This window comes from Streptomyces sp. NPDC037242, from assembly GCF_055604165.1.
This window is the reverse complement of the sequence record NZ_JBVJUY010000002.1, coordinates 179708-202376: the sequence shown is the minus strand read 5'-3', so window position 1 is coordinate 202376 and position 22669 is coordinate 179708. Positions and strand designations below refer to the sequence as shown.

General features: G+C 69.7%; 19 protein-coding genes. 1 reads left to right on the top strand and 18 read right to left on the bottom strand.

Going from position 1 to position 22669, the window contains the following annotated elements:
• Positions 1-49: 49 nt before the first annotated feature.
• Positions 50-1585 carry a peptidoglycan binding domain-containing protein gene (locus tag ACZ7GJ_RS03745; RefSeq protein ID WP_470749083.1) on the bottom strand — a complete coding sequence of 512 codons (1536 nt, stop codon included), beginning with the start codon at positions 1583-1585 and terminating at the stop codon, positions 50-52.
• 277 nt (positions 1586-1862) lie between these two features.
• Here ACZ7GJ_RS03745 and ACZ7GJ_RS03740 point away from each other — a divergent pair, with 277 nt between their 5' ends.
• Positions 1863-2336: a hypothetical protein gene (locus ACZ7GJ_RS03740; RefSeq protein ID WP_470749081.1), complete on the top strand. Its 474-nt coding sequence runs from the start codon at positions 1863-1865 to the stop codon at positions 2334-2336.
• A gap of 251 nt (positions 2337-2587) precedes the next feature.
• Here ACZ7GJ_RS03740 and ACZ7GJ_RS03735 read toward each other — a convergent pair whose 3' ends face one another.
• From ACZ7GJ_RS03735 to ACZ7GJ_RS03655, 17 genes are all read right to left on the bottom strand, one after another.
• Complete coding sequence (locus ACZ7GJ_RS03735) at positions 2588-2971, bottom strand: DUF6113 family protein (protein ID WP_470749079.1); 384 nt, start codon at positions 2969-2971, stop codon at positions 2588-2590.
• Positions 2968-3864 carry an N-acetyl-1-D-myo-inositol-2-amino-2-deoxy-alpha-D-glucopyranoside deacetylase gene (mshB, locus tag ACZ7GJ_RS03730; RefSeq protein WP_470749077.1) on the bottom strand — a complete coding sequence of 299 codons (897 nt, stop codon included), beginning with the start codon at positions 3862-3864 and terminating at the stop codon, positions 2968-2970. Before mshB ends, ACZ7GJ_RS03735 begins: the two co-directional genes overlap by 4 nt.
• A 24-nt stretch (positions 3865-3888) precedes the next feature.
• Positions 3889-4083, bottom strand: coding sequence for a hypothetical protein (locus ACZ7GJ_RS03725; RefSeq protein WP_385230466.1), 195 nt, complete (start codon positions 4081-4083; stop codon positions 3889-3891).
• Between the two features lie 430 nt (positions 4084-4513).
• Positions 4514-5596 carry an ABC transporter ATP-binding protein gene (locus ACZ7GJ_RS03720; RefSeq protein WP_470749075.1) on the bottom strand — a complete coding sequence of 361 codons (1083 nt, stop codon included), beginning with the start codon at positions 5594-5596 and terminating at the stop codon, positions 4514-4516.
• Positions 5589-6563, bottom strand: a complete 975-nt coding sequence (locus ACZ7GJ_RS03715) for an ABC transporter ATP-binding protein (protein WP_470749073.1) — start codon at positions 6561-6563, stop codon at positions 5589-5591. The genes ACZ7GJ_RS03720 and ACZ7GJ_RS03715 overlap by 8 nt, the downstream gene beginning before the upstream one ends.
• A 12-nt stretch (positions 6564-6575) precedes the next feature.
• Positions 6576-7586 (bottom strand): ABC transporter permease, encoded by a 1011-nt coding sequence (locus tag ACZ7GJ_RS03710; RefSeq protein ID WP_470749071.1) that lies wholly within the window; start codon positions 7584-7586, stop codon positions 6576-6578.
• Positions 7579-8502 carry an ABC transporter permease gene (locus ACZ7GJ_RS03705; protein WP_365918774.1) on the bottom strand — a complete coding sequence of 308 codons (924 nt, stop codon included), beginning with the start codon at positions 8500-8502 and terminating at the stop codon, positions 7579-7581. The genes ACZ7GJ_RS03710 and ACZ7GJ_RS03705 overlap by 8 nt, the downstream gene beginning before the upstream one ends.
• 30 nt (positions 8503-8532) lie before the next feature.
• A complete protein-coding gene (locus tag ACZ7GJ_RS03700) occupies positions 8533-10161 on the bottom strand; it encodes a peptide ABC transporter substrate-binding protein (RefSeq protein WP_470749069.1) in 1629 nt (542 codons plus the stop codon).
• Between the two features lie 106 nt (positions 10162-10267).
• Entirely contained in the window at positions 10268-11197 is a 930-nt protein-coding gene (locus tag ACZ7GJ_RS03695) for a GNAT family N-acetyltransferase (protein ID WP_470749067.1), read from the bottom strand.
• The gene (locus tag ACZ7GJ_RS03690) at positions 11191-11661 is read right to left on the bottom strand and encodes a GNAT family N-acetyltransferase (RefSeq protein WP_470749065.1); all 471 of its coding nucleotides are present in this window, start codon (positions 11659-11661) and stop codon (positions 11191-11193) included. Before ACZ7GJ_RS03690 ends, ACZ7GJ_RS03695 begins: the two co-directional genes overlap by 7 nt.
• A gap of 141 nt (positions 11662-11802) precedes the next feature.
• Positions 11803-12855, bottom strand: coding sequence for an ABC transporter ATP-binding protein (locus ACZ7GJ_RS03685; protein WP_470749063.1), 1053 nt, complete (start codon positions 12853-12855; stop codon positions 11803-11805).
• Positions 12848-13903 carry an ABC transporter ATP-binding protein gene (locus ACZ7GJ_RS03680; protein WP_470749061.1) on the bottom strand — a complete coding sequence of 352 codons (1056 nt, stop codon included), beginning with the start codon at positions 13901-13903 and terminating at the stop codon, positions 12848-12850. Before ACZ7GJ_RS03680 ends, ACZ7GJ_RS03685 begins: the two co-directional genes overlap by 8 nt.
• A gap of 13 nt (positions 13904-13916) precedes the next feature.
• Complete coding sequence (locus ACZ7GJ_RS03675; protein WP_470749059.1) at positions 13917-14882, bottom strand: ABC transporter permease; 966 nt, start codon at positions 14880-14882, stop codon at positions 13917-13919.
• A complete protein-coding gene (locus tag ACZ7GJ_RS03670; protein WP_470749058.1) occupies positions 14875-15819 on the bottom strand; it encodes an ABC transporter permease in 945 nt (314 codons plus the stop codon). Before ACZ7GJ_RS03670 ends, ACZ7GJ_RS03675 begins: the two co-directional genes overlap by 8 nt.
• 94 nt (positions 15820-15913) lie before the next feature.
• Positions 15914-17539: a peptide ABC transporter substrate-binding protein gene (locus ACZ7GJ_RS03665; protein ID WP_470749057.1), complete on the bottom strand. Its 1626-nt coding sequence runs from the start codon at positions 17537-17539 to the stop codon at positions 15914-15916.
• Positions 17540-17957: 418 nt separating this feature from the next.
• On the bottom strand, positions 17958-19862 hold the full coding sequence (typA, locus tag ACZ7GJ_RS03660; protein WP_470749055.1) for a translational GTPase TypA: 1905 nt from the start codon (positions 19860-19862) through the stop codon (positions 17958-17960).
• Positions 19863-20179: 317 nt separating this feature from the next.
• A complete protein-coding gene (locus ACZ7GJ_RS03655) occupies positions 20180-22615 on the bottom strand; it encodes an ABC transporter family substrate-binding protein (protein WP_470749053.1) in 2436 nt (811 codons plus the stop codon).
• Positions 22616-22669: the final 54 nt, after the last annotated feature.

The window sequence follows — 22669 nt, the reverse complement described above, 5'->3', positions numbered from 1 at the left end:
CCCCGGGGGTCCGGGAAGGGGCTCCGACTCCGACCTGCGGGCGCGAGCGTCAGCTCGGGTTCGTGTCGATGGTGACGATGCGCTCCGCGGGGGTCTTGCCGCGCAGGGCCTTGCCGAGGGCGCCGACCACGTCCTGCGGGGTGACGGCCGTCTTCTGGCCGTTGCCGCGCATGATCAGCACGCCGTCGAAGGTGCTCCCGTAGGTCGCCTTGAGGGCTTCGAGGTCGTACTTCTCGACGAGGTGGCCGTCCACCGCCTGCATGCTGAGGATCTTGGGCAGGGACTTGGCGCCGAAGGGGATGGACTTGGCGCCCGCCTTGACGGTGGCGGTCGCCGACATCGCGGGTTCGGCGAAGTCCTTCATGGCCCGGTCCAGTTCGGCCTGGTCGATGACCGGCTGCTTGGTGGCGACCGGGAGTTCGACCGGGGCGGCCTGGCCGGTGGCGACCATGTCGCGGAAGGCCTTCTTGACCAGGCTGACGGAGCCGTCCGCGTCCAGGGTGGAGCCGGCCTTGCCGGGTACGGCGACGGCCTTGCCGGTGTCGAAGGTGATGGTGCCCTCGGTGGCTGAGCCGGCGGCGCCGGCGAGCTCCTGGAGGGCGACCTGGAGCTTCTCCTCGTCGACCGGCATCACGGGGTCGGCGACGCGCTCGTTGCCGAGGAGCGAGCCGATGACCGTGACGGGGTTGTAGTCGCTGCCCGCCGCGTTGCGCACGGTGGTCTGGGTGTCCAGGACCAGGCCGGCCTTGTCGGGCTTCAGCTCGATCTGCTTGCCGCCGACGCTGAGCTGCAGGGGGGCCGCGGCGCGGTTGCCGAAGGCCGTCTGGAGCTTGGAGACGGCCTCGTCGCGGCTGCCGCTGATGTCGACGCCGAGGACGGTGGTGCCCTTGGGGACGTCGGAGTGGTTCAGGAGCAGGCCGGCGCCGTAGGCCAGGCCGAGCACGGCGAAGACGGCGCCGCCGAGCAGGACCAGCTTGTTGCGGCCCTTCTTGGCGGGCTTGGCGGTGGCGGCCGCCTTGGCCGGCGCGGGGGCCTGCGCGGCCGGCTCCGGTTCGGCGGTGATCCGGGTGGGTACCGGCCGCGGGGCCGGGGCCGGGCGGCCCGGGGTGTCCAGCTCGGGGCCGGGCCAGCGGGGCGGCTGCTGCTCGTCGACGGGGACGGTACCGAGCGCGGGGCCGCCGGTGGGGCCGTTCGGGGCGTCGCCCGGGCGGCCGTTCCCGTACGCGGGGAAGCCCTGGGTGGTGCCGACCCCGGGCCCGCCGACCGGCCGGGAGCCGGGTGCGGGTGCGGGTGCGGCGGGGGTCGCGAACCCCTGGGCGGGGGTGTCGAAGACGGGCCCGGCGGGGCCGGGGCCGTAGCCCGGGTCGCCGCCGGCCGGAGCCGAGGTGAAACCGGGGCCGGAGGGACCCGCCGGGTCGAACCGCGGGCCGGAACCGGGCCCCGCCGGGGCACCCGGACGCTGCCCCGAGGGGCCGCCGCCGGGACCGCGCCCCGGCCCACCCACGGCCGGAGCCATGGGGGCACCCATCGCGGGAGCGCCCATGCTCGGAGCGCCCATCGCCGCACCCGCAGTCGGCGCACCCATGGCAGGAGCACCCATGCTCGGAGCACCCATGGCGGGACCGCCCATCGCAGGGGCACCCATGGCGGGACCGCCCATCGCAGGGGCACCCATCGCGGGAGCACCCGCAGTCGGAGCACCCCCGGGAGCGCCCATGCTCGGAGCACCCATCACGGGAGCACCCGCAGCCGTCGCACCCATCGCGGGCGCACCCATCCTCGGAGCACCCGCCGCGGGAGCGCCCATCGCCGGTGCACCCATGGCGGGACCGCCCGCAGACGGAGCACCCCCGGGGGCGCCCATGCTCGGAGCACCCATCGCGGGCGCGCCCATCGCGGGGGCGCCCATCGCGGGAGCGCCCATGCTCGGAGTACCCGGACGCGCGCCCGCGGGAGCACCGGCACCCGCACCCGCACCCGGGCCCACCCCCGGCGGCGGAGGCGTGGCCGCCTTGCGCGGGGCGAACCAGTTGCTGGCCGCTTCCTCCTGCGCGGCCGGCGCCGAGGCCGGCTCGGGCTCCGCAACGGGTTCGGGCGCAGGCTCGGGGGCCGGCTCGGCGGCCGCCGCGACCGGTGTGCGTACGACCACGGGCGGAATCGGCCGCGAACCCGGGATGTTGATCCGGATCCGGGTCGTCAGAGTGGTCTCGGTCTTCGGCCCGTCGGAATCGGGCGTGGACGGCTTGGCAGTCACAGAGTTCTCCTCCGGGGCGGTCGCGGAAGCGTCCGTGGACGGATACTGGCCGGTTCCATACGGCGGCGTCCCCGAGGGGTAAGCGGCTCCACCGTGCCCCTTGGGCCCGGAGGACGAACTGTCAGTTTCACGACTCAAGGCAGGTTCTCCCGGTTGGCTCCGCCGCCCGTCATACCGTGCGCGGGCAGCTCGGCGGCCCGTCCACCATACTGGCCGACGCCCGCCCGCAACTGACCCCCGGGAATGAAGGGTTCCCCTTGACCCCTTCCAAGTGCCTCCCGAGCCGCCCCCGACCCTCCGTCAACGCGTACTCCGGCGGAGTTCAACGGCACGTCACCTGCCGGGCCGCGCGGCCGAAACCGGCCGATCCTCCGCACCGCGCATCGTGGCGCAGATCACAGCGAGCACGGCCCCGCCCAAAAGGTAGGCATACATACCGATTCCGGCAGAACTGAGCAGGAAGTCCCCTTCCGGCCTCGGCACGCTGAGCATCACGTACGCGAGGAACCAGCCGATCACCCCCACGCCCACCCCGAGCCCGGTCCCGACGGCGATCCGGCCGCCCAGGAACAGCCCGAAGAGGGCCAGCAGCGCCAGCAGCAGCCCGCCGGGGAACCACAGGTCCACCACGAGCCAGCCGGCCGCCCCGGTGAGCACGCCCGCGGCCAACACCCCCAGCAGGACCGCGATCCGGCCCGGGGTCATCATCCCGTTCATGCCTGCACCCCCGCGAAGAGGTCCCGCTCGCGCTCGCCCGCCGGGGCGCCCGGCCGGCCCTCGACCAGCTCGTAGTACTCGCGGGCGAACAGCGGCTGGGCCAGGTCGTTGGAGAGCGCGAAGAAGGAGCCGTCCACGGCGATCTGGGTGGCGTGGGCGCGCATCGCGGCCGCCTTGGCCGCCACGACGGCCTCGTCCGCCGCGATTTCGGCGGTGATCCGCTCGTCGGCCACCACCCCGGGCACGTCGTCCGGCTCGGCCAGTCCCGGGAAGGGCACCTTCGCCCCGGCCGCGCGCAGCCGCTCGAAGCCCTCCTCGACGACCGAGCGCGGGACGCGGTTCCAGTAGACCTTCCCGATCGTGTGCGGGGCGCCGAGGTCGCGGCGGTACGTCGGTTCCGCCGCCAGCTCGGCCGCCCGCATGGCGACGCGGTGGGCCTGGATGTGGTCGGGGTGCCCGTAGCCGCCGTCCGGGTCGTAGGTGACCAGGACCTGCGGGCGCAGCTCGCGGATCACCTCCACGAGGTACGCCGCGGCCTCGTCCACGTCGGCGGACCAGAAGGCGCCCGGCCTGCGGTTCTGCTCGGCGCCCATCATCCCGGAGTCCCGGAAGCGGCCGGGGCCGCCGAGGAACCGGTGGTCGGTGACCCCGAGTTCGGCCATCGCCGCGGCGAGCTCGCCGATGCGGTGCGCGCCGAGGGCGTCGTCGCGGTCGGCCGCCAGGTGGGCGAGGCCGGGCGGGATGACCTCGCCCTCCTCGCCGAGGGTGCAGGTCACCAGGGCGACGTGCGCACCCTCGGCCGCGTACTTGGCCATGGTGACGCCGTTGTTGATCGACTCGTCGTCCGGGTGCGCGTGCACGAGGAGGAGGCGCCGGGCGGGAAGACCGTTCATGGGGCCAAGACTACGAGGCGGGTCCTACAACTTGAGGCCACTGATCATGCTGGCCACATTCGTGGTGAGCTGGTCGAGCGTCGGAGCGACCGTCGAGCTCGCCAGGTAGAACCCGAGCAATACACAGACCACCGCGTGTCCCGCCTTCAGGCCCGACCTGCGGACCAGTAGGAAGACGATGACCGCCAGCAGCACCACGGCCGAGATCGAGAGTGCCACGGCGTTTCACCTCCACGTCGAGCGGATATCGGTACGCGTACTCCGTGCTCGGCAGACTCATACCCACCGTGCGCTACGGATCATAACTATCCGTACCAGCGCATCGATCGAATTCCGGCAGCACGAGGGGCGCATGCCGCGCACGCCCGGGGGCACGAAAACGCCGGCCGGGGAGTCTGTACGCCTCCCCGGCCGGCTGTCGGCACCCGCACGGCCGCACAGCCTCCAGGCTGCCCGCCCCAGATCTCGGGGCAGAAACGGTCAAGTTGCCTACGTGTAAACCGCGTTGCGGTGGTACCGGTGCCTTTCGGAGCGGGTTCTGAGGGGTGGCCAGAAATGAGCGGCCGCCCCGGTCCGGCGTTGTCATCGTTGCGCCGGGTACGGGATGAAACCACCCGTATGGCCGACATGACCCTGAAGCCCCGGAGCGCTACTCCTTGGTCAGCGGAGTCGGGGGCGGAGTGGGAGGCGGCGGCGGGGGCTCGGGCGGAGCCGCCTGCGGGACCACCTGCTTCTCAGCCGCGAAGTGGCAGGCCGAGGGGTGGGCCGCCGGCCCCGACGGGAAGACCTCCGGCACCGCCAACAGCGGCACCTCCACGGTGCAGCGCTCCTGGGCCTTCCAGCAGCGGGTGCGGAAGCGGCAGCCCGAGGGCGGGTTGGCCGGGGAGGGCACGTCGCCGGTCAGGATGATCCGCTCGCGGTGCGCGCGGGCCTGCGGGTCCGGGACGGGGACGGCGGAGAGCAGCGCCTGGGTGTACGGGTGGGTCGGGTGGTCGTAGATCTGGGCGTCGGTGCCGATCTCGACGATCCGCCCCAGGTACATCACGCCGACCCGGTCGGAGATGTGCCGCACGATCGAGAGGTCGTGGGCGATGAAGACGTAGGAGAGGTCGAACTCGTTCTGCAGCCGTTCCAGCAAGTTGATGACCTGGGCCTGGACGGACACGTCGAGGGCCGAGACGGGTTCGTCCGCGACGATGATCTCCGGTTGCAGGGCGAGGCCGCGGGCGATGCCGATGCGCTGGCGCTGGCCGCCGGAGAACTGGTGCGGATAGCGGTTGATGTACTCCGGGTTCAGGCCGACCACGTCCAGCAGGTCCTGGACCTTGCGGCGCCGGTCGCCCTTGGGGGCCACCTCGGGGTGGATCTCGTACGGCTCGCCGATGATGTCGCCGACCGTCATGCGCGGGTTCAGCGAGGTGTACGGGTCCTGGAACACCATCTGGATGTTGCGGCGGACGGCCTTCAGGGCGCGGCCCGAGAGCTTGGTGAGGTCCTCGCCCTTGTAGCGGATCGCGCCGGCGGTCGGGCGCTCCAGGTTGACCAGCATCTTGGCGACGGTGGACTTGCCGCAGCCGGACTCGCCGACGATGCCGAGGGTCTCGCCGGCCCCCAGGTCGAAGGAGACCCCGTCCACGGCCTTGACCGCGCCGACGTGCTTCTTGAAGAGGATGCCCCGGGTCAGCGGGTAGTGCTTGACCAGGTCCCGGACTTCGAGGATGGCTTCAGGCACCGAGGCAGTCCTTCCAGAAGAAGCAGGCGCTGCTGCGGTCCGGCGCGACCGGCGCCAGCGGCGGGACGTCGCTGCGGCAGACGTCCTGCGCCATCGGGCAGCGCGGGTTGAAGGCGCAGCCGGGCGGGATGGCCAGCAGGTTCGGCGGGAGCCCCTTGATGGCGTACAGCTCCTGGCCCTTCTGGTCCAGGCGCGGGATGGAGTCCAGCAGGCCCCGGGTGTACGGGTGGGCGGGCGCGCGGTAGATCTCGTGGACCGGGGCCGCCTCGACGATCCGGCCGGCGTACATGACGGCGATCTTGTCGGCGACGTCGGCGACCACGCCCAGGTCGTGGGTGATCAGGATGAGCCCCATGTTGAGTTCGCGCTGGAGCTCGGCGAGCAGGTCCATGACCTGGGCCTGCACGGTGACGTCCAGCGCCGTCGTCGGCTCGTCCGCGATGATCAACGAGGGCTCCAGGGCCATCGCCATGGCGATCATGATGCGCTGGCGCATGCCGCCGGAGAACTGGTGCGGGTAGTCGCCCACCCGCTCCTTCGCGGCCGGGATCTTCACCCGGTCCATCAGCTCGACGGCCTTGGCCCTGGCGTCCTTGCGGGACATCCCGCGGTGGACCTCGTACATCTCGCCGAGCTGCGCGCCCACGCTGAGCACGGGGTTGAGGGAGGACAGGGCGTCCTGGAAGATCATCGCCATGTCGGCGCCGCGGATCTTGCGGCGCTCCTCCTCCTTCATCTTCAGGAGGTCCTTGCCCTTGAACAGGATCTCGCCGCCCCCGATCCGGCCCGGCGGCATGTCCAGGATGCCCATCACGGCCTGCGCGGTCACCGACTTGCCCGAGCCGGACTCGCCGAGCACCGCGAGCGTCTCGCCCTCGTCCACCGAGTAGTTGACACCGTTGACGGCCTTGGCGACTCCGTCCCGCGTGCGGAACTCCACATGGAGGTCGCGGACTTCGAGCAGCATGTGCGGGGCTCCTCAGCGCAGCTTGGGGTCGAGGGCGTCGCGCACCGCGTCGCCGAGCATGATGAAGGCGAGCACGGTCAGGCTGAGCGCGCCCGCCGGGTAGAGCAGCATGTGCGGGGCGTTGCGGATCTGCGAGGCCGCGTTGGAGATGTCGATGCCCCAGGAGACCGTCGGCGGGCGCAGGCCCACGCCGAGGAAGGACAGCGTGGCCTCCAGGGCGATGTACGTGCCCAGCGCGATGGTGGCGACGACGATGACGGGCGCGACGGCGTTGGGCGCCACGTGCCGCAGCATCATCCGGCCGTTGCCGGCGCCGAGCGCCCGCGCGGCCTGGACGTAGTCGTTCTGCTTGGCGGTGATCACCGAGCCGCGGGCGATACGGGCCAGCTGCGGCCAGCCCAGCAGCACGATGAAGCCGACCACGGGCCACACGGTGGTGCTCGTGACGACGGACAGGAACACCAGGCCGCCGAGGACGACCGGGATGCCGAAGAAGATGTCCGCGACCCGGGAGAGCAGCGCGTCGCCCCAGCCGCCGAAGAAGCCGGCGAGCCCGCCGAGCACCGAGCCGAGCAGGGCGGCCCCCAGGGTGGCGCAGATGCCCACGGTGATGGAGGCGCGGGCGCCGTAGACGGTACGGGTGTACACGTCGCAGCCCTGGGTGTCGTAGCCGAAGGGGTGGCCGGGGGCGGAGCCCTGCTGGGACTTGGACAGGTCGCACTTGAGGGGGTCGCCGCTCGCGATGAGCTGCGGCCAGATCGCGAGGACGACGAGGAAGAGGATCAGCAGGGCGGAGATGATGAAGACGGGGTTGCGGCGCAGCTGGTGCCAGGCGTCGGACCACAGGGACCGGGCCTTCTCTCGCGGGCCCTCGCCCGGCCCTGGCGTCTTCTCCAGGCTCTCCGCCTCTTGGAGGGCGAGGTCCATCGCTCCACCCTGTCCGGTCGGGGACATCGCCTCGTGCGGGCGGGGGCCGACGGGGTCGTAGCCGCCGCGGTCTTCGGGGCGCTCGGGCTCAGGCATAACGGATCCTCGGGTCCAGGACCGCGTAGAGCAGGTCGACGAGCAGGTTCGCCAGCAGGAAGACGATGACGAGGATGGTCACGAAGCCGACCACGGTCGGGGCGTTGTTGCGCAGGATGCCCTGGTAGAGCTGGTAGCCGACGCCGTGGATGTTGAAGATCCGCTCGGTGACGATGGCGCCGCCCATCAGGGCGCCGATGTCGGTGCCGATGAAGGTGACCACGGGGATCAGCGAGTTGCGCAGCAGGTGCCGGGTGATGACCCGGCGCCGCGGCAGGCCCTTGGCGACGGCGGTGCGCACGTAGTCGGCCTTCACGTTCTCGGCGATCGAGGTGCGGGAGAGCCGGGTGACGTACGCGAGGGAGACCAGCGCGAGGACGATGCCGGGCAGGATCAGCTCGTCGAAGGGGGCGTCCGGGGAGACGGTGGGCCGCACCCAGCCCCACTTCACGCCGAAGAGGAACTGCAGCAGGTAGCCGGTGACGAAGGTGGGCACCGAGATCACGACGAGGGTGAGCACCAGCAGGGTGGTGTCGATGGCCTTGCCGCGGCGCAGGCCGCTGACCACGCCCAGGGTGATGCCGACGATGATCTCGATGACGATCGCGACGATGGTCAGGCGCAGGGTGACCGGGAAGGCCGTGGACATCAGGGAGGTGACCTTCTGGCCGTTGAAGGCCGTGCCGAAGTCGCCCTTGAAGATCTGGCCCATGTAGTGGAGGTACTGCTCCCACAGGGGCCGGTCGAGGTAGAGGTCCTTGCGGATGCGCGCGGCGGTGGCGGGGTCGGGGGCCTTGTCCCCGAAGAGGGCCGCGACCGGGTCGCCGAGCGCGTACACCATGAAGAAGATCAGGAACGTGCTGCCGATGAACACCGGGATCATCTGGAGCAGCCGCCGGATCACATAACGTCCCATGGACTGCTCCAGGATCGATCCGTCGGTGGGTCAGCTGACCTTGATCTGGTCGTAGACCGGAACGCTGAACTGGTTGAGCGCCACGTCCGAGATCCGCTCGGAGTGGCCGGCGCTGCCGTTCTGGTACCAGAGCGGGATCGACGGCATCTGCTCGGCGAGGATCTTCTCGGCGTCCTGGAACTTTCCGATGGCCTTGGCGGCGTCGCTCTCCTGGTTCGCCTCGTCGACGAGCTTGTCGAAGTCCTTGTTGTTGAACTTCCCGTAGTTGGAGGAGGCGCCCGTGTAGTACAGCGGCTCCAGGAAGTTCTGGATCAGCGGGTAGTCGGCCTGCCAGCCGGAGCGGAACGGGCCGGTCAGCTTGAAGGAGCTCTGCTGGTTGCGGAAGTCGGCGAAGGTGCCGACCGGGTTGACCGTGCAGACCGGGCCCTCGCCCAGCGCGTTGTTGATGCTGTTGCAGACGGCGTCCATCCAGTCGCGGTGCGAGCCCGTGTCCACGTTGGAGGTCAGCGTGACCTTGCCGCCGGGCAGGCCGCCGGCCTCCTGGATGAGCTTCTTGGCCGCCGCCGGGTCGAACTTGCAGGCGTCGCCGCAGAGTCCGGCGTTGAAGCCGCCCTTCTCGCCGAGGGCCGGGGAGGTCCAGTCCTTGGCCGGGGTGCGGGTCTCGCGGAAGATCTGCTTGGTGATCTCGTCGCGGTTGATCGCCATGGAGATGCCGCGGCGGACCTTGTCCATCCCCTCCTTGCTCCACTGCGGGTCGTACAGCGGGAAGGTGAGGGTCTGGATGATCAGCGCGGGCTGGTTGATGTAACGGTCGCCGAGGTCGTTCTTGACGTTCTTCAGCTGCTGCGCCGGGACGTCGTCGACGAGGTCGAGGTTGCCGGAGATCAGGTCGGTGTAGGCGGTGTTGTTGTCGGTGTAGACCTTCAGGTCGACGCCGCCGTTCTGCGCCTTGTCCTCGCCGGTGTACGCCTCCCACTTGCGCAGCTTCATGCCGGTGCCCTTGGTGTAGGAGTCCACCGTGTACGGGCCGTTGCCGACCGGCTTGTTCAGCCAGCCGGCGTGGTCGGTGAAGAAGCTCTGGGGCAGCGGGGAGAACGCCTGGTAGCCGAGGGTCTCGGGCCAGGTGGAGAACTTCGACTTGAGGGCGACGGTGAAGGTCTTGTCGTCCTTGACGACCAGACCGGACATGGTCTTGGTCTTGGGGTCCCCGGAGGCGGGGTGCAGGTCTTCGTAGCCGACGATGTCGGAGAAGAACGGCGAGTTGTTCTGCTTGTTGCGCACGTCCGCCGCGTAGTTCCACGCGTCCACGAAGGACTTGGCGGTCACGGGCTCGTCGTTGCTGAACTTCCAGCCGTCCTTCAGCGTGACCGTGAAGTTCTGGCTGTCGGCGGTCTCGATCTTGTCGGCGACCATGTTCTTGGCCTCGCCGGTCTTGGGGTCGTACCGCTTCAGACCCCGGAAGAGCATGTCGAGGACCTTGCCGCCCTGCACCTCGTTGGTGTTGGCGGGCTCCAGCGGGTTCTGCGGGTCACCCCACGAGGAGCTGATGATTCCCGCGCCACCGCCCCCGCCGCTGTCGCTTCCGCCGCCGCAGGCCGTCGCCGCGAGGGCGACGGCCACCGCACATGCGGCCCACTTGGCGTGGGTGGCTCCGCGCATGGAGTGCCTCCTATGGATCCCAAGACTCACTTGGGGCCAATGTCACCCCATATGGGGTTCTTCGCACTCCCGGTTGGACCGATTGCACCCGCGCGCCGAGCCCCTGTCACCCCTGCGAGTGCAAAGGGAGCTCCCAGGTGTCGACCGCGTAGTGCACGGCCATGCCGTGCGCCTCGTACAGCGCGAGTGCGCCGGTTTCGTTGTGGGTGTCCACGCCGAGGCCCAGGGTGTCGCGGCCGCGCGCCGCGTAGGCGGCGAAGGCGTGGCGCAGCAGGTACGAGCCGATGCCCCGGCCGCGCAGGTGCCGGGCGACGCCGATGTGGCTCACCCATCCCATGCTGGTGCGGTCGTCCCGGGTCAGCAGGACCCCGATGTCGCCGTGGCCGGGCAGGCTGGCGATCCAGACCAGCGACCAGTCCAGACCGCGCCCGTCGATGTGGTCCAGCCAGGTCTCGTACGGGCGCTCCACGTGGCCGAAGTGCTGGGCGAAGGTCTCCTCGACCAGGGCGTGGGCCCGCGTCCGGTCGGCCTCGTCGGCGGCGCAGTCGCGCAGGGTGAGCCCGGGGGGCGCGGCCGGGGCGGTGTCGGCGGTCTCGTCGAGCGGCCGGGTCATCACCTGGTAGTGGCGCACGGTGCGGTAGCCGCGGGCGGCGAGGAGGCCGAGATCCAGGGTGGGTTTCACGTTGAGCTGGAGCCGCAGCCGGCCTTCCCGCTCGCCGCCGTTCATCTGGTGGGCCCGTGCCTCCATCAGCTCCAGCAGCCGGACGGCGGCCTCGTCGTGGCCGGGCAGTACGTAGTGGTCGCAGTCGACGCGGCCCGGACCGGAGTCGGCCCAGACCAGGCCGTAGGCGACGAGCTGCCCGTCGGCGAAGGCGAGCCAGGAGTCGCTGGCGAGGTCGACGCCGGGGTGCAGGAGGTCGGCCTCGACGGTGCCCAGGTCGGTCTCGGGCCGGCCGATCTCGATCACGTCGACGGCGTTGAGGAGGGCGCACACGTCCGCGGCGTCCCCGGGCCCGGCGGGCCGTACGGTCAGCACACGAACCCCGCGACGATCTCCTCGCCCTCGGTGTCCCCGGTGGGGACGAAGCCGAGGGAGGCGTACAGGGCGGCGGCCGCGCCGTTGGCCCGGTCGTAGGACAGCCTGATCTCCCGGCAGTCGGGCAGCGCCGCGAGCCGTCCCATCAGCAGGGTGAGCGCGGCCCGGCCGACGCCCGCGCCCTGCTCGGCGGCGTCCACCACCATCCCGCCGACCCAGTGGGCCTTCTCTTCCTCGTCGTGGGCCCACATGATGTGGCCGACCGCGAGGTCGTCCGCGTAGACGCCGAGCGAGGTCCACTCCCCCTCGCGCTCGGAGAGCAGCAGGTAGCGGGCGGCCAGGGCGGCGACGAACTCCCGCTGGTCGTCGCGCGGGGCGATGTCGGCGACGGCGCGCCAGTTCTCCGCGTCCACCGGGCGAAGGGTGATGCGCCGGCCTCGCCGGTCGCGCTGGTTCTCGGTCATCCGGCCACTCTCGGCCGGGGCGCCGGGCGGCCGCAACCGGCTTTTTCAGGACGCCGCCGACGCCCCGCGCGGGGACGCCGGAACGCCCGGGCCGGACGGATCCGGCCCGGGCGTTCCGGGAGTGCGTACCGCTGTGCGGGATCAGACGGCCAGGATGGCCTTCTCCTCCGCGAAGTGGCAGGCCGACTCGTGCGCGGCCAGGGTGTCCACACCCTGGAAGCGCGTCGGGATCGCCAGCAGCGGCTCCTCCGTGGAGCAGCGCTCCTCGGCCTTCCAGCAGCGGGTGCGGAAGCGGCAGCCCGACGGCGGGTTGGCCGGGGAGGGCACGTCGCCGGTCAGGATGATCCGCTCGCGGCCCTCGCGGGCGTCCGGGTCCGGGACCGGGACGGCGGAGAGCAGCGCCTGCGTGTACGGGTGCGTCGGGTGGTCGTAGATCTGCGCGTCGGTACCGATCTCGGCCATCTTGCCGAGGTACATGACGCCCACGCGGTCCGAGATGTGCCGGACGATCGACAGGTCGTGCGCGATGAAGACGTAGGAGAGGTCGAACTCGTCCTGGAGCTTCTCCATCAGGTTGATGACCTGGGCCTGCACCGACACGTCGAGCGCGGAGACCGGCTCGTCGCAGATGATGATCTCCGGGTTGAGCGCGAGGCCGCGGGCGATGCCGATGCGCTGGCGCTGGCCGCCGGAGAACTGGTGCGGGTAGCGGTTGATGTACTCCGGGTTCAGGCCCACCACGTCCAGGAGCTCCTGGACCTTGCGGCGCCGGTCGCCCTTGGGGGCCACCTCGGGGTGGATCTCGTACGGCTCGCCGATGATGTCGCCGACCGTCATGCGCGGGTTCAGCGAGGTGTACGGGTCCTGGAACACCATCTGGATGTTGCGGCGGACGGCCTTGAGGGCCTTGCCGGACAGCTTGGTGATGTCCTGGCCCTTGTAGAAGACCTCGCCGGCGGTGGCCTTCTCCAGGCTCATCAGCAGCTTGGCGACGGTGGACTTGCCACAGCCGGACTCGCCGACGATGCCGAGGGTCTCACCCCGGTAGAGGTCGAACGAGACGCCGTCGACGGCCTTGACCGCGCCGATCTGCTTCTTGAACAGGATGCCCTGGGTCAGCGGGAAGTGCTTGACCAGGTTGCGGACCTGGAGGATCGGCTCGCGCTCGACGGCGTTCTTGGTGAGCTCAGCCATGGATCTGCTCCTTCCAGAAGTGGCACGCGCTGGTGCGGCCGGCCATTTCGGTGCCGTCCTGCTCGGACACCGGGTGCAGGACCGGCACCTCGGTACGGCAGATGTCCTGCGCCTTCGGGCAGCGCGGGTTGAAGGCGCAGCCCGAGGGGATGTTCAGCAGGTTGGGCGGCAGGCCCTTGATGGCGTAGAGCTCCTGGCCCTTCTGGTCCAGGCGCGGGATCGAGTCCAGCAGACCGCGGGTGTACGGGTGCGCCGGGCGCTTGTAGATCTCGTGGACCGGGGCGTTCTCGACGATCCGGCCGCCGTACATGACGGCGATCTTGTCCGCGACGTCGGCGACCACGCCGAGGTCGTGGGTGATCAGGATCAGACCCATGTTCATCTCGCTCTGGAGCTCCGCGAGCAGGTCCATGACCTGGGCCTGGACCGTCACGTCGAGAGCCGTGGTGGGCTCGTCGGCGATGATCAGGTCGGGCTCCAGGGCCATCGCCATGGCGATCATGATGCGCTGGCGCATACCGCCGGAGAACTGGTGCGGGTAGTCACCCACGCGCGCCTTGGCGGCGGGGATCTTCACGCGGTCCATGAGCTCGACGGCCTTGGCCGTGGCGTCCTTCTTGGACATCCCGCGGTGGACGCGGAACATCTCGCCGAGCTGGGCGCCCACGGTGTGCACCGGGTTCAGCGAGGAGAGCGCGTCCTGGAAGATCATGGCGATCTTCTGGCCGCGGACCTTGCGGAACTCCTCGGCCGGCAGCTTCAGCAGGTCGGTGCCCTGGAAGAGGATCTCGCCGGACGGGATCCTGCCCGGGGGCATGTCGAGGATGCCCATGATGGCCTGCGCCGTCACGGACTTGCCGGAGCCGGACTCGCCGAGGACGGCGAGGGTCTCGCCGGCGTTCACGGAGTACGAGACTCCGTTGACGGCCTTGGCGACACCGTCGCGGGTGTGGAACTCGACGTGCAGGTCGCGCACTTCGAGCAGGGGGGTCCCCTCCGGCGCCGAACGGGGCGCGGGGACGTTCGAGGTCTTGTCGATGATGGTCAACGTACGCCCTTCCTCAGCGCAGCTTCGGGTCGAGGGCGTCGCGGACCGCGTCGCCGACCATGATGAACGCGAGCACGGTGATGCTCAGCGCGGCGGCCGGGAACAGCAGCACGTGAGGAGCCTGCAGCCAGCGGACGGAAGCGTCGCTGACCATGAGGCCCCAGGAGATCTCCGGAGGCTGGACGCCGATACCGAGGTACGACAGGGCCGCTTCGGCGGAGATGTACACACCCAGGCTGATCGCGCCGACCACGATGACGGGGGCGACGGCGTTCGGCAGGATGTGGCGGGTCGTGATACGCAGGGTGCCGGCGCCGAGGGCGCGGGCGGCCATCACGTAGTCGTTGTTCTTGTTCGCCAGGACCGAGGACCGCATGATGCGGAAGATCTGCGGCCAGCCCAGGGTGGCGAGGACCAGGGAGACGGTCCAGGCGTTGCCCTTGAGGCCGGACATGATCAGCATGCCGCCGAGCAGCAGCGGGATGGCGAAGAAGATCTCGGTGAAGCGGGACAGGATGCTGTCCACGATGCCGCCCGCCCAGCCGGCCACCAGGCCGAGGGCGCCACCGACGAGGATCACCAGGGTGGTGGTGGTGATACCGACGATGACCGAGTTCCGGGCCGCCCACACGGTGCGCGTGTAGATGTCGCAGCCCTGGATGTCGTAGCCGAACCAGTGGTCCGCGCTCGGGGTCTTGAGCGAGTTCTGCAGGGTGCAGGCGGTGCCCTCGAAGGGGCTGCCGTCGGTGAACCACTGCGGAACGACGGACAGCACCAGCATGACCAGCACCAGGAACGAACCGATCAGGAAGATCGGGTTGCGGCGCAGGTCGTACAGGGCGTCGGACCAGAGGCTGGCCTCGCGGTCCTTCTTCTTGCCACGCTTGGGCTCCTTGGCGGGCGCGGCGCTCGCGGAGGAGGTCCCTTCGGCGGTCTGGGTGTCGGTCAACTCGTCCCCCACCGTAGTCGTGTCACGCATAGCGGATCCTCGGGTCGAGCACGGCGTAGAGCAGGTCCACGACCAGGTTGGCAAGGAGGTACACGAGGACGAGGAGGGTGACGACACCCACGACGACCACGCCCTGCTTCTGGTAGACGTACATCGCCAGCGTGCCGCCGATGCCGTGGATGTTGAAGATCTTCTCGGTGATGACCGCGCCGCCCATGAGGGCACCGAGGTCCGCACCGAGGAAGGTGACGATCGGGATCAGCGCGTTGCGCAGCGCGTGGTTCACGACGACACGGCGACGGGGCAGGCCCTTCGCGGTGGCGGTGCGCACGTAGTCGGCGCGCATCGTCTCCATCAGGCTGGTACGGGTCAGTCGGGCCACGTACGCGAGCGAGGTCGAGGCGAGCACGAATGCCGGGAGGAGGTACGCCCGGATTCCGTCGGACTCGTTGAAGGAGACGGGGAAGAAGTCGATTCCCCAGCTGTTCTTGAGCTGGACGCCCAGCGTCAGCTGGAGCACGAAGCCGGTGACGAAGACCGGGATCGAGATGACCATCAGCGTCGAGATCAGCACGAGCTGGTCGATGAACTTGCCCCGGCGTAGAGCCGCCATGACGCCCGCCGTGACGCCGACGAGGGCCTCGATGACGAACGAGATCAGGGCGAGGTTGATCGTGTAGGGGAAGGCCTCGGTGATGAGGTCGAGGACCTTGCGGCCCTGGAGGGTCTCACCGAAGTCGCCCCGGAACAGACCCGTGAAGTAGTTCCAGTACTGGAGCAGGAACGGGTCGTCGAGGTTGTACTTGTCGCGCAGCATCGCCGCGACGATCGGGTCGGCCTTCTTGTCGCCCGCGAGCGCCTGAATGGGGTCGCCAGGCAGGAAGAAGCACAACCAGTAAATGAGGAGCGTGGCGCCGATCAGTACAGGGATTGCCTGTATGAGGCGGCGGATGAGGTAGCGGCCCATCAGACCTCCAGCAGAAGAACAGGGGGAAGGGGCAGGCCGGCGGAAACCTGATTCCGCCTGCCCGCCCCCGGTGTCCCCTTAGTGAAGAGGGGTGTTAGTTGAGCTCGACGTTCGCCAGGTCCATGCGGCCCTGCGCGTCGACCTCGACGTTCTTCACGGTCTTGGAGTAGGCCGAAGAAGACATGTACGAGAAGACCGGGATGTACGGAAGGTCCTTGATGAGCACGTCATCGGCCTTCTGGTACAGCTTGAGGCCCTCGGCGGCGTCGGTCGCCGTGTCGGCCTGGTCCATCAGCTTCTCGAACTCTTCGTTGACGTAACCGCCGTAGTTCGAGCCGTTCTCGATCGCGACCTTCGAGAAGATCGGACGCAGGTAGTTCTCCGCGGCCGGGTAGTCCATGGACCAGCCCATGCGGAAGGCGCCCTTGTACTTGCGCGCCTGGAGGTCGTCCAGCATGTCACCGAACTTGGTGAACGGCTTGGCGGTGACCTCGATGCCGAGGTTCGCCTTCAGCTGGTTGGCGACGGCCTCGATCCATTCCTTGTGGCCGCCGTCGGCGTTGTAGCCGATCTCCATCTTGTTGCCCGGAACGCCACCCGCCTGGGTGAACAGCTCCTTGGCCTTGGTCGGGTTGTAGACCACGGCGTCGCCCAGGGCGCCCTTGCGGTAGCCCGGGATGATCGGGCTGATGAAGTCGTCAGCCGGCTTGCGGGTGCCGTTGAAGATCGTCTTGGCGATGGTCTCCCGGTCGATCGCCATGGAGATCGCCTTGCGGATCTCAACCTTGCCGAAGGCCTCGGGGTTGGTGGAGATCGGCAGACCGACGTAGCCGACACCGGACTCGGGCTTGTAGATGTAGCGGTCGCCGAACTCCTGGGAGACGGTGGCCAGCGCCGAGACGGGGAGCTTGTCGACGATCTGGATGGTGTCGGCGCGCAGGTCGTTGTACGCCGTGTCCAGGTTGTCGTACACCTTGAAGGTGACGCCGTCGAGCTTGGCGCGACCCTCGGCCGGGTACTTGTCGTACTTCTTGACCTTGATCTGCTTGTTGTGCTCCCAGGCGCCGTCCATCTGGAAGGGGCCGTTGCCGATCGGCGACTCGCCGAACTTCTTCGGGTCGGCGTCGAAGGCGGCGGGCAGCGGGTAGAACGCCGTGTAGCCCAGCATCGTCTTGAACTGCGAGAAGGGGTTCTTCAGCGTGACGCTGAAGGTCTTCTCGTCGACGATCTTCAGGCCCTTGAGCTCGGTGGCCGTGGGCTTCTTGTCCTTGCCCGGGGCCAGCTCGTCGGAGCCCTCGATCTTGTCGAAGAAGGGCAGGCCCTCAGCGGCGTTGTCCTGGTTGGCGCCCCAGTTCCAGGCACGGACGAAGGACTTGGCGTCGACCTTCTCACCGTTGTGGAAGGTGTAGCCGTCCTTGATCTTGATCGTCCAGGTCTTCGAGTCCGTGGTCTCGATGGACTCGGCGACCGCAAGCTTCGGCTCGTTGGTCTTGTTGTCGTACTTGACCAGGCCGGTGAAGACCGCGTTGAGGACCTCGGCGCCCTCGGTCTCGGCGGTGTTCTGCGGCACCAGACCGTGCTGCGGCTCGCCGAGCACCACGGTGATGTTGCCGCCGGCCTTGCCGTCGGACTTCGAGTCACTGCTGGTGCTGCAAGCCGTCGCGGCCATCGCCACGATGACGGCACCCGCGACCCACTTGGCGCTCGTTGCTCCGCGCATGGGTAATTGCCTCCTCAGGAGTCACTGTCGATACGTGAGGGAACCGGCCTCGCTGACACCCCTGACAGCGAAATCCGGACCCGTCGTGTGTGCTCGTGAGTCGACGCTCCCCACAGCGTGTGACCCATTGACCCGAGCTCAATGGAGCCATCCTCGGGGACACCCAGACCGTAAACCACACTTAAGTGGTCTCGTTTTCACAACATCACCGCAGGTCGAAAACCCGAAATCCGGACAAACAGATAGGAGACAGACACGTGCGAAACGGACGGTTAGCTCACCATCCGGTGAGTCACGGTCGGTATCCGGACACCAGAACGCAACAATCCGCTTGACAGAAGCGAACAGCCCCTCCTCGCACGATCTTCGTACGAGGAGGGGCTGTTCATTCAAGCCAGGCCGCCGAGCGGCCCGGATGCTACTTGGCGGACTTGGCGCGCGACGCGGTGCGCGAGCGCTCCTTCTGGTCCAGGACGACCTTGCGGATGCGGACGGCCTCCGGGGTCACCTCGACGCACTCGTCGTCGCGGCAGAACTCCAGGGACTGCTCCAGGGAGAGCTTGCGGGGCGGCACCACGTTCTCGGTGTTGTCCGCGGAAGCCGCACGCATGTTGGTGAGCTTCTTCTCCTTGGTGATGTTCACGTCCATGTCGTCGGAGCGCGAGTTCTCACCGACGATCATGCCCTCGTAGACCTCGGTGCCGGGCTCGGTGAACAGGACACCGCGCTCCTGCAGGTTGATCATCGCGAACGGGGTGACGGCACCGGCGCGGTCGGCGACCAGCGAACCGTTGTTACGGGTGACCAGCTGGCCGAACCACGGCTCGTGGCCCTCGTGGATCGAGTGGGCGATGCCCGTACCGCGGGTGTTCGTCAGGAACTCCGTACGGAAGCCGATGAGACCGCGCGACGGGACGACGAACTCCATGCGGACCCAGCCGGAGCCGTGGTTCGACATGTTGTCCATGCGGCCCTTGCGGACGCCCATGAGCTGCGTGACCGCGCCCATGTGCTCCTCGGGGACGTCGACCGTCATGCGCTCGACCGGCTCGTGCACCTTGCCGTCGATCTCCTGCGTGACGACCTGCGGCTTGCCGATGGTCAGCTCGAAGCCCTCGCGGCGCATCTGCTCGACCAGGATGGCGAGCGCGAGCTCACCACGGCCCTGGACCTCCCAGGCGTCGGGACGCTCGGTGTCGAGCACGCGGAGCGAGACGTTACCGATCAGCTCGCGGTCGAGGCGGTCCTTGACCTGGCGCGCGGTGACCTTGCGGTCCTTGACCGCGGCCTTGGCGTCCGCGCCCTTGCCCGTGCCGCCGCGGCCGACCATCGGGGAGGTGTTCGTACCGATGGTCATGGAGATCGCCGGCTCGTCGACCGAGATCAGCGGGAGTGCGATCGGGTTCTCCGGGTCGGCCAGGGTCTCGCCGATCATGATCTCGGGGATACCGGCGACCGCGCAGATGTCGCCCGGGCCCGCCACCTCGGCCGGCTTGCGGGTGAGCGCCTCGGTCATCATCAGCTCGGTGATGCGGACGTTCGACTGGCTGCCGTCACGCTTGATCCAGGTGACGGTCTGGCCCTTGCGCAGCTCGCCCTGCTCGACGCGCAGGAGCGCGATGCGGCCGAGGAAGTTGTCGGCGTCCAGGTTGGTGACGTGGGCCTGGAGGGGCGCCTCGTCGTCGTAGACCGGGGCGGGGACGTGCTCCAGGATCGTGGAGAAGAACGGCTCCAGGCTGTCGCTGTCCGCGGGGACGGTGCCGTCCTCGGGCTTGGTCAGCGAGGCGATGCCGTCACGGCCGCAGGCGTAGACGATCGGGAACTCGATCTGGTCCTCGGTGGCGTCCAGGTCCAGGAAGAGGTCGTACGTGTCGTTGACGACCTCGTCGATCCGGGAGTCCGGGCGGTCGGTCTTGTTGATGCAGAGGATGACCGGCATGTTCGCCTGCAGGGCCTTGCGCAGGACGAAGCGGGTCTGGGGCAGCGGACCCTCGGAGGCGTCCACCAGCAGAACGACGGCGTCCACCATCGACAGACCGCGCTCGACCTCACCACCGAAGTCGGCGTGGCCGGGGGTGTCGATGATGTTGATCGTGATCGGGGCCCCGCCGTCCTTGGGGTGATACTTCACCGCCGTGTTCTTGGCGAGGATCGTGATGCCCTTCTCACGCTCCAGGTCGTTCGAGTCCATCATGCGGTCGTCGAGCTGCTGGTGGGCGGCGAAGGCACCGGCCTGCTTGAGCATGGCATCGACGATGGTCGTCTTGCCATGGTCGACGTGGGCGACGATGGCGACGTTACGGATGTCGTGGCGCGTGGGCACTTCGGCGCTTCTCCCGGGATCGTGGATGGCGTCGCGTACGGCCTGGCACGCGCGCCTCGACCGGGCGAAAACCTGCCACGGCCTTACCCCATCGTACGTCGAGTGGCGGGAACCGCCTGCCGGGGGGTCTGTCAAGAGGCCGGACGAATGAGCACGGCCGGATACGGGGTGGGGAGTCCCGGCCTGTGCGAGAGCCTTGAAACATGCGGGTCAACGGGTATCCACGACCTTGCCCGCCGGGGATCCGGCGGGCAAGGGACTTGAGTCACATCTGAGGTTCCGCGCCGAAGCTCAATCTCCGCGGCACCTGTTTGTCGCTACTTCTTCTTCTTTGCGTCCTTCGCCGCCGTCGGCGGCTTCTTCCAGCCGATGTCCTGGAAACGGGGGGCGCCGAGGCCGAAGGCGCCGGCATTGGCCAGGGCGGGCTTGGCGGCGACCAGCTCGGGACGCTGGTAGAGCGGGATGGAGCCGGCCGCGGCCCAGATCCGGGCGTCGGCCTTGCGCATCAGCTCGCGGGCCTCGTCCTCGTCCAGCTCGCCGACCGCCTCGTCGAACAGCTGGTCGATGTGGTCGGTGCCGACGCGGGTGTAGTTCTGCTCGACGAGCAGCGACCCGTCCGCGGCCGGCTCCGGCTTGGCGAAGATCGGCCGGGCGTCGGTGGCGGGGTAGGCGGTCGCCGGCCAGGAGTAGAGGGCCAGGTCGTACTGGCCCGAGGCGATGTGGTCCTTGAAGAAGCTCTCGTCGGCCACCTTGGTCAGCTCGGTGTTCACCCCGACCTTGTGGAGCATCTGCGAGATCCGCTCGGCGACCGTGCGCAGCGGCTCCGAGCCGGGACCCGCCGGCAGGACGAAGCGCAGGGTGAGCGGCTTGCCGTCCTTGGCGAGCATCGAACCCGAGGTACGGGCGGCCTGCTTGGCCGGGGCCGGGGCCGGGGAGGCCTCCGCCGCCGCTTCGCCGTCGCGGGCCGGGCTGCGCTTGCCGTCGTCGACCGCGTCGGCGGCGCCGTCCGCCGCGGCGTCGGCCGCCGTCTCGGCCTGGGTGAGGATCAGGGCCTGCTGCTGGGCCGCCAGCGGGGCGGGGGCCAGCACCGGGGAGGGCCGGGCGCCGTGGGCGAAGCGGTCCGCGTCGACGATCTCCCCGTCGGGGAGGTAGAACCCCTCGGGCAGCTCCGAGCCGACCAGGCTCTCCGTGGCCTCGTGGTCGCCGATGCGGACGCCCCGCGCGGCGAGCAGGCCGGCGGCGGGTCCTGCGAGCGGCCCGGCGGCGGGCTTGGCGCCCGGCTTCGCCGGCGGCTTGTCGTCCTGGCCGACGATGTACAGGCCGTCGTTGCCCGTGCCCGGCCCCGCCGGGGTCTTCGAGTCGTCCGTCGCCTCCTCGCCCTCCGGGCCCGCCTTCGCGCCGGCCGGCTCCGTGAGCTTGCCGCCCCGGCGCCAGCCCGCGTCCGCGAGCAGCGCCTGGGCCGCCTGGGTGTCCTGGCCGCCGAGGGCGTCGCTGTTGTCGGCGTACGCCCGCTGCCCGGCCAGCGCCACGTGGCTGCCGACGGGCTTGGCGGGCAGGCCCAGGGGCTTCAGTACGATCTCGGCCAGCGCCCGGCGGTCCAGCGCCCGGGCCACCGCCCGGCGCACCCGCTCGTCGGCGAGCGGCCCGGAGGCCCCGTTCATGGCGAGCTGCGTGTAGGCCGGCTCCAGGGACTTGCGCACGGTGAAGGCGCGCAGGGCCTTCTGCTCGTCGGCGTACTTCTTCACCGCCTCGGCGTTCTTCTGCCGGGTCTCCTGCTCCGTCTTGGCCAGCGCCTCGTCCGCGCCGAAGGCGCGCGCCCAGGACAGCGTGGCCTGCGCCGCCGTCACGGAGGCGGCCGGGCCGTGCGAGCCGCTCCCCGGGGCGGCGTCCCGGTGGGCCAGTGCGATCCGGTCGGCGCCCGAGCGGTCGATCTCCGCCAGGTCCACCTTCCCGGCCGCCAGCGCGGCCGCCCGTTCGGCCCGGGGCACCGCCGTCAGGATCAGGGTGTCCAGCTTGGCCGGCTGGCCCCACCAGCGGGGGTTGCGGGTCAGGGCCGCGGTACCGGTCTTCTTGTCGATGGCCCCGAGGCCGAAGGGCCCGGCGGTGACCTTGAGGGTGCCGCGCGCCCCCTCGTTGAAGGCGTCCGGGGTGCCGGTGACCTGCTTGGGGTAGAGCGGGCTGAAGAGGGAGCGCCAGTCGGCGTACGGCTTGACGAAGGTGACCTTGACCTCCAGGTCCGTCTTGCCCCGCTCGATCTTCTCGATCCGGTCGTATCCGGCGTTGCGCGCCGTCCAGTACGCCGAGTCCTTGCCGTTCAGGGCCCGCCACTGCGCCACGAAGTCGGCCGCGCCGATCTCGCGGCCGTCGCTCCACACCGCCTGCTGGTTCAGCTTGTACACGACGACCTGCTTGGGCTCCCGCTCGGCGACCTCCGCCTTCTCCAGGTAGTCGGGATTGGCCACCGGCCGCCCCTTGGCGTCGAGCACGAACAGCTGGGGCAGCACCGCCCCGGCGATCTTGGTGGTGGCGGCGTCCGCGTCGGCCTGGAAGGTGTTCAGGGTGTCCGGGAGGGTGTCCACGGCCCAGCGCACCACGCCGCCGTCGGCGACCTTCTCGCGGACCGTCGTCGCGATGTCCTGGCCCGCGGCGGCCGGGCCGCCCTCCTCTTCGCCCGCACCGCAGCCCGCGAGCAGCGGCAGTGCGAGGACTCCCGAGGTGAGGAGCGCCAAGGACCTGCGCCTTCTCTGGGACATGGGTGGTACCTCCGGGGCAGGACAAAGGGGGAGTTTGATCACGTTCGGCGGTAT

What these genes read in the sequence shown, in the direction of transcription:
- ACZ7GJ_RS03745 (WP_470749083.1), bottom strand. Translation starts at nt 1,585, where the DNA reads ATGGGTGCGCCGACTGCGGGTGCGGCGATGGGCGCTCCGAGCATGGGC.
- ACZ7GJ_RS03740 (WP_470749081.1), top strand. Translation starts at nt 1,863, where the DNA reads ATGCTCGGAGCACCCATCGCGGGCGCGCCCATCGCGGGGGCGCCCATC.
- ACZ7GJ_RS03735 (WP_470749079.1), bottom strand. Translation starts at nt 2,971, where the DNA reads ATGAACGGGATGATGACCCCGGGCCGGATCGCGGTCCTGCTGGGGGTG.
- mshB (WP_470749077.1), bottom strand. Translation starts at nt 3,864, where the DNA reads ATGAACGGTCTTCCCGCCCGGCGCCTCCTCCTCGTGCACGCGCACCCG.
- ACZ7GJ_RS03715 (WP_470749073.1), bottom strand. Translation starts at nt 6,563, where the DNA reads ATGCTGCTCGAAGTCCGCGACCTCCATGTGGAGTTCCGCACGCGGGAC.
- ACZ7GJ_RS03710 (WP_470749071.1), bottom strand. Translation starts at nt 7,586, where the DNA reads ATGCCTGAGCCCGAGCGCCCCGAAGACCGCGGCGGCTACGACCCCGTC.
- ACZ7GJ_RS03705 (WP_365918774.1), bottom strand. Translation starts at nt 8,502, where the DNA reads ATGGGACGTTATGTGATCCGGCGGCTGCTCCAGATGATCCCGGTGTTC.
- ACZ7GJ_RS03700 (WP_470749069.1), bottom strand. Translation starts at nt 10,161, where the DNA reads ATGCGCGGAGCCACCCACGCCAAGTGGGCCGCATGTGCGGTGGCCGTC.
- ACZ7GJ_RS03690 (WP_470749065.1), bottom strand. Translation starts at nt 11,661, where the DNA reads ATGACCGAGAACCAGCGCGACCGGCGAGGCCGGCGCATCACCCTTCGC.
- ACZ7GJ_RS03685 (WP_470749063.1), bottom strand. Translation starts at nt 12,855, where the DNA reads ATGGCTGAGCTCACCAAGAACGCCGTCGAGCGCGAGCCGATCCTCCAG.
- ACZ7GJ_RS03675 (WP_470749059.1), bottom strand. Translation starts at nt 14,882, where the DNA reads ATGCGTGACACGACTACGGTGGGGGACGAGTTGACCGACACCCAGACC.
- ACZ7GJ_RS03670 (WP_470749058.1), bottom strand. Translation starts at nt 15,819, where the DNA reads ATGGGCCGCTACCTCATCCGCCGCCTCATACAGGCAATCCCTGTACTG.
- ACZ7GJ_RS03665 (WP_470749057.1), bottom strand. Translation starts at nt 17,539, where the DNA reads ATGCGCGGAGCAACGAGCGCCAAGTGGGTCGCGGGTGCCGTCATCGTG.
- ACZ7GJ_RS03655 (WP_470749053.1), bottom strand. Translation starts at nt 22,615, where the DNA reads ATGTCCCAGAGAAGGCGCAGGTCCTTGGCGCTCCTCACCTCGGGAGTC.